This is a genomic window from Veillonella sp. (assembly GCF_015058545.1).
In the GTDB taxonomy this organism is placed as follows: Bacteria; Bacillota; Negativicutes; order Veillonellales; family Veillonellaceae; genus Veillonella_A.
The window spans coordinates 22,452-29,337 of sequence record NZ_SVCB01000035.1 but is presented as its reverse complement, the minus strand read 5'-3'; the positions used below and the strand labels follow the sequence as shown (position 1 = coordinate 29,337).

Genomic DNA, 6,886 nt, shown 5'->3' with positions numbered 1-6,886 from the left:
TGGAGGTTACCTATACGGAACTGACCCCGATTCTAACGCCGGAAGCGGCTATGGCACCGGATGCACCGCTCATTCACAGTGGTGGCAATATGCTATCCCATCAAGTGCTTAATCGCGGTGATGCGGACGCAGCCATTAAAGCGGCTAAATATGTGGTAACGCGTCACTATTCGACGCCGCAGACGGACCATGCGTTCATGGAACCGGAATGTGCCATTGCGGAACCGCGTGAAGACGGCGGACTCAACCTGTATACGGGTGGCCAAAGCGTATATGATGAGCAACGCGAAGTGAGCCGTATGTTAAAAGTCGATCAAAGTGAAATTCACGTTCACAGCATGCTGGTAGGTGGCGGATTCGGCGGCAAGGAAGACATGAGCGTGCAGCATCATGCGGCACTCATGGCTTGGCATACCAAGCGGCCCGTGAAAGTGAAGTTTTCACGGCAGGAAAGCCTAGATATTCATGTGAAACGCCATGCTATGGAAATGGATATTACCACGGCCTGTGATGAAGAAGGTAATTTGGTGGCCAGCAAGGTTGTCATCGTGTCGGACGGCGGTGCTTACGCATCCTTGGGCGGGCCGGTTTTACAAAGGGCCTGCACCCACTCGGGCGGACCTTACCACTATGAAAATTTCTCGGTGGAAGGTACCTGCTACTATACCAATAATGTGCCGGGCGGTGCGTTCCGCGGTTTTGGCGTAACGCAAAGCGTGTTCGGACAGGAAGTTAACATTGATTTACTCGCCGAAATGGTGGGCATGGATCCTTGGGAGTTCCGTTATAAAAACGCCGTTCGCCCCGGTGAATCCTTGCCAAATGGGCAATTGGCGGGACCGGAAACGGGGCTTGTTGAATGTTTGGAAGCGGTAAAAGAGGCCTACTATGCTTCGCCTAGAACGGGTCTCGCCGTATGCATGAAGAATAGCGGTATCGGCGTAGGTTTGCCGGATACGGGCCGTGTACGCCTTGAAGTACGGGACGGTAAAGTGCGCATTCGTACCTCCGCCGCCTGTATCGGCCAAGGTTTGGGCACCGTAGCCACTCATATTCTTTGTGAAACTACCGGAATTTCGCCGGATGATGTCATCGTTGAAGCGCCGGATACGGATAGAACGCCGGATTCGGGTACTACTACAGCATCGAGACAGACGGTTTTCACCGGTGAGGTAACGCATGTGGCAGCCCAAGAGCTTAAAGCTGTGCTTGATTCCGGGAAAACGCTACAAGAGCTTGAAGGTTGTGAATATTACGGTGAATATCACGGCATTACGGACCCGATGGGCAGTGACAAGCCGCATCCGGTAAGTCATGTGGCGTACGGGTATGGCGCCTGCGTGGCCACAATTGATGAGAAAAACTTTGTAAGTAAAATGGACGTAGCCTTTGATGTAGGACGTGTCATTAACCCGAAAGCCTGTGAGGGGCAGGTTGAGGGCGGTACTTTGATGGGCATGGGCTACGGCGTAACAGAAGATTTTAAAATGGATAACGGTCGTGTAGTAACTAAATATGGGACTTTGGGTTTACTCAGAGCGAAACAGCGGCCGGACATTACCGTACATTTTGTTGAAAAGGGTACGCCGGACCAAATGGCGTACGGAGCAAAAGGGATTGGCGAAATTGCCAGCATTCCGATGGCTCCGGCTATATCCAATGCATATCGTCATATCGATAAAGAAGAACGTCGGCGACTTCCTTTGCAACATACAGGCTATAAACGATAGGCAAGGAGTTGAAGGGGTATGACAACGGATAGAACCGAAGTAGTACAGTCGAACGCTGTAGGCGTTGATGAACTTACGGAAACACTAACGGATGAGGTTGAAGTAAAAATGCCGGGCGGCACCAAGCGCGTGAATCCGGTGGATGAAATTTTGCCGGTAGGGCAGATGTTTGCTTACGGCTTGCAGCATGTACTGGCCATGTATGCCGGTGCGGTAGCCGTACCGATTATTATCGCCCAGGGATTGGGTCTTTCCACAGAACTTTTGACATGTTTAATCAATGCCGACCTTATGGCGGCCGGCATTGCTACCTTGATTCAAACCTTGGGTGTCTGGAAAATAGGGGCCAGAATTCCAATGATTCAAGGTGTTAGTTTTGCCTCGGTAGCACCGATGTTGGTTATCGGCCGAGAATTCGGCCTTACAGCCATCTTCGGAGCCGTTATCGTGGCCGGCTTAATCGGGTTCTTGATTTCGCCGTATTTCAGTAAATTGATTCGTTTTTTCCCACCCGTTGTAACGGGGACAATTATTACCTTAATCGGTATTTCACTTTTACCGGTAGCCGTTCGCTGGGCCGGCGGGGGCAATCCGAATTCAGCGGATTTTGCAAGCCTTCATAATTTGGGCTTAGCCATAATTACATTAGCCATCGTGGTGCTCGTGTACCGTGTATTTAAAGGTTTTATCAGTAATTTATCAATCTTAATCGGTCTCATGGGCGGTACTATGGTGGCGTATTTTATGGGCTATACCGATTTTAGTGCCGTTGGTCACGCTGACTGGGTCGGCATCGTACCACCACTCTATTTCGGCTTCCCGCGGTTTGAATGGTCCGCCATTTTGTCCATGCTGATTGTAATGCTCGTTATTATGGTGGAAACGACCGGTGACTGCATTGCTATCGGTGAAATCGTAGGGCGCAAAATCAATAAGCCGCGCCTCGCCGCCTGTCTGCGCGCTGATGGTGTTTCGACAGCTTTGGCGGGTGTGCTTAATACCTTCCCGCATTCGGCGTTTGCTCAAAACGTAGGGCTTGTAGCGGTAACGGGCATCAAGAGCCGCTATGTAGTGGCTTGCTCCGGTATTATTCTATTGGTATTGGGCTTATTCCCTAAGATGGGTGCTTTGATTGCGTCTATTCCAAGTGCCGTTCTCGGTGGAGCCGGTCTGGCCATGTTCGGCATGATTATTGCCAGCGGGATTCGTGCTTTAGGCAAAGTATCCTTTGAAGGTAATTATAACTTGATGATTGTTGCAGTCAGCATCAGCGTGGGCATGATTACCTTAGTGTATCCAAGCTTTTTTGCCCGCTTCCCTGAATGGGCTCAGACTGTAATGCATAGCGGCATTACCTTGGGCAGCTTGGTAGCCGTGCTTATGAACGTGCTCTTGAACGGCAGCGAAGGACATCCTTCGGATCGGCCGGATAAGATTAAATAGCAATTAGGATTAAATAAGAAGTAAGATTAACAGTATCAAATACTAAATTTAAAAATTGAATACCAGATAAAGGCGATTCTGAGTACAGTGCCAAAAAGTTAGCCTTATTAGCTTTAACTTTAATCGGTGCTGTGGGGGAATCGCCTTTTGTCCCTTTACTCTTTTGAAACCGCTAGCAAAATTACTTTCATATGAGGTGCTTTGTTTTTTCAAAAAAATAATTTTGACAAAACGGAACAATCATTGTTTAATAAATAGGGTAAATATATAGTTAAGATTAAATAAGAGCAAATTATCAAACAACAAAAAATAGTTATGAATTTGTTGCGCGGATATTTGTCTTATTGATGGAAACTGTATAAAATATAATTATATAAGAGGGTATATAATTATCAGTAGGTATTAAGCAGGTTGTTAGTATGAGGAGGTTCTCATGAGCGAAGAAACAAAACGGTCATTACATCCCGTGGATGAAATGCTGCCGCCTACGCAACTATTTGCCTATGGTTTGCAGCACGTATTGGCCATGTACGCCGGTGCCGTAGCCGTACCGATTATTGTGGCTCAGGCCATGCATTTGTCAGCGGAACAGTTAATTCACTTAATTAACGCGGATTTATTTACTTGTGGGATTGCCACATTGATTCAGACCTTGGGATTTTGGAAAGTAGGCGCTCGTATTCCTATGATTCAAGGCGTTACCTTTGCGTCAGTTACACCGATGATTGTTATCGGTACGCAAGGCGGTATGACAGCCATCTATGGGGCCATAATCGTGGCCGGCCTGTTTACCTTCCTCATAGCGCCGTATTTCAGTCGCTTGATCCGCTTATTCCCGCCGGTGGTAACCGGTACAATCATCACGATTATCGGTATTACTTTATTGCCGGTTTCCGTGCGTTGGATTACGGGTTATGGCAAGCCGACATCACCTGAATTTGCCAGTCCTATGAGTTTATTCTTGGCCTTTATTACCTTAGCTATTGTTATTATCGTATATCGTTATTGTAAAGGCTTTTTGAGTAACATCTCCGTCTTAATCGGGCTCATTGGCGGCACCATTATTGCCACTATCATGGGCGTAGCCGATTTCAGCAAAGTAGGCGAAGCGGATTGGGTGGCCTTTATTACACCATTCTCCTTCGGTTATCCGACCTTTGATGTGGGCGCCATTATCTCCATGATTATCGTTATGTTTGTAGTTATGGTTGAAACCACCGGCGACTGCGTGGCTATCGGTGAAATTGTAGGGAAACCGATGGGGCGCAAAGGCTTGGCACGATGCTTGCGGGCCGACGGCTTATCCACTATGTTGGGCGGTATTTTTAACAGCTTCCCATACACGGCGTTTGCTCAGAACGTAGGCCTTTTGGCGGTAACTCGCGTGAAAAGCCGTTTCGTAGTGGCTACATCCGGTCTTATCCTCGTGGTACTCGGCTTAGTGCCTAAGATGGCGGCCATTGTTGCGTGCATTCCGAACTCCGTGTTGGGCGGTGCCGGCATTGCTATGTTCGGCATGATCATTGCCAGTGGTATTCGCGCACTTTCTAAAGTAAACTTCGATGGCAACTACAACTTGATGCTCGTAGCTGTAAGTATCGGTATGAGTATGGTTACTTTGACCGAGCCGAACTTCTATCATAACTTCCCAAGCTGGACATCCGTTATCCTTCATAGCGGTATCACCCTTGGCAGTTTGACCGCCGTTGTGTTGAACCTTATCTTCAACGGTGTGGGTCACGAAGAAGCGGTGGAAGAGGAAGATTAATCGGTTAATTGGCTGAGCCATCATAACAAGATAATGATTAAAATCGTTTGAATTTTTGCAAAATAAAGGGACCACATTTTGATTTGTGGTCCCTTGTTGTTTATTCAACGATACGTGGTATTCAGCATGGCTTCGAACTCGATGGTATTATGTTGAAAAAATATGGCATTATTGTGTTAAATAGTATTAAATTCAATGACAGCGTGTTATAATTAAACACAGAATATTGAAAACAATCAATGCGCGCGTTGCCGGTGCAACATACAAAGCGGCGCTCGCAGTGGCATACTAGACATAGAATCATTAATAGTTGTTCGTCGGCTTTTAAAAACGGTGACACTTGTTGGCATCGGGCAGACGGGACGTAGTGAGATATATTTCGGTATGCAACAGAAAGGATTAACATATTTATGGCAAAGATTATTGCTATTTCTATAAGTGAAAAAAAGGGGCAAAAGAAACACAACATTCCGGAAGCGGAATTAATTACCGATTTCGGTATGGCCGGCGATGCCCATGCCGGCAAATGGCATCGTCAAATCAGCTTACTCGGCATTCAGAGCATCGACTTGATGCGCGCTAAGGGAGCGGATGTAAATCCCGGCGATTTTGCTGAAAATATCACCGTGGAAGGCCTCGTTTTATACGAATTGCCTGTAGGGACAAAGCTTAAAATCGGTGACGGTATTGAATTGGAAGTCACTCAAATCGGCAAGGAATGTCATTCCGGTTGTGAAATCCAAAAACAAGTAGGTTCGTGCATTATGCCGACCCAGGGGATTTTTGCCAAAGTTCTTAAAGGCGGAGTTATTCGCGTCGGCGACGAAGTGACCGTCAGTAACGACTAAATCAGTGACGAAGCCAGTACCGGCTAAATCGGTAACGACCCGGTCAGTGCAGAATAAATCAGTAACAAATAAAGGAGTTCGTATGGTGCAGGATAATTGGCAACGGACAATTGAATATGTGCGTCTTTCGCTGACCGAAGCCTGCAATTTTTGCTGCCCTTATTGTCGGCCGGAAGCGATTGCGCCGGAAAGTCAGACAAACTTATTATCGCCTGACGAATGGCTCGTCGTACTCGGGGCTTTTCACAAACTAGGCGTTCGAGCTCTTCGCTTGACGGGTGGTGAACCACTATTATATCCAAAATTGGATGAACTACTTCACAAACTGCAGGCGCGGCAGTGGTTTGAAGACGTATCCATGACGACTAACGGCAGTTTGCTGGCCAAACGAGCCAAGGAATTACAGCAACTGGGTCTTAACCGCGTGAACATCAGCTTTGATGCGGTGGATGAGCTTACCTTTGATATACGAACCGGGCGGACCGGTCAATTGCCGGACGTTATGGAAGGCATTGAAGCGGCCTTGGCAGCGGGCTTTACGTCGGTTAAAATAAATACAGTACTTATGGAGCCCATGTCCGATGATATGGTGCGCTCCTTATTGGCGTATATGGAAAAATGGCCGGTCATCTGGCGTTTTATCGAATACATGCCGTTCCAAGGCGATGCATTCCGCGGTCCTACCTTTGAAGAGTGGCAGGCCCAGCTCACTAGAATCTGTGGCGGTCCTTTGATTCCGGTTGAAAAAAACGGAGCCAAGAAGAGTAGCAAGCGTAAGTCTGTAAAAGGCTTCGGTCCGGCTACGTACTACGCCTTGCCGCAAGGCCCGGTAGTAGGTTTTATTTTCCCAATGAGCCACAGCTATTGCCATGAATGCAACCGCGTGCGACTCACATCGGACGGGCGTTTGCGACTTTGCTTATTGCGTGATGATGAGGCGGACTTGGTGAGCCTCGTGCGTAAAGGCATGGGCGTCGATGAATTGGCTGACCATATTGTCAGTGTATTGCAACTTCGTCGCGAACAGCACGAAGGGCCGGAAATGGCCGCGCCAAAACGGGAAATGTGGCGTATTGGCGGCTAAGTATAGACTTATA

The 6,886-nt window shown here is 47.7% G+C and carries 5 protein-coding genes; all 5 read left to right on the top strand.

Annotated elements, in window-relative coordinates:
* Window positions 1-1,730 (top strand): selenium-dependent xanthine dehydrogenase (gene xdh, locus E7204_RS02105; RefSeq protein ID WP_295181085.1); only part of this gene is annotated, 1,730 nt, incomplete at its 5' end.
* Between the two features lie 108 nt (window positions 1,731-1,838).
* Window positions 1,839-3,173, top strand: coding sequence for a nucleobase:cation symporter-2 family protein (locus tag E7204_RS02100; protein WP_295181087.1), 1,335 nt, complete (start codon window positions 1,839-1,841; stop codon window positions 3,171-3,173).
* 433 nt (window positions 3,174-3,606) lie between these two features.
* Window positions 3,607-4,941 (top strand): nucleobase:cation symporter-2 family protein, encoded by a 1,335-nt coding sequence (locus E7204_RS02095; protein WP_295181083.1) that lies wholly within the window; start codon window positions 3,607-3,609, stop codon window positions 4,939-4,941.
* 410 nt (window positions 4,942-5,351) lie between these two features.
* Entirely contained in the window at window positions 5,352-5,789 is a 438-nt protein-coding gene (locus E7204_RS02090) for an MOSC domain-containing protein (protein WP_295181081.1), read from the top strand.
* 85 nt (window positions 5,790-5,874) lie between these two features.
* Window positions 5,875-6,873: a GTP 3',8-cyclase MoaA gene (moaA, locus tag E7204_RS02085; protein ID WP_366483418.1), complete on the top strand. Its 999-nt coding sequence runs from the start codon at window positions 5,875-5,877 to the stop codon at window positions 6,871-6,873.
* The last annotated feature ends 13 nt before the right edge of the window (window positions 6,874-6,886 follow it).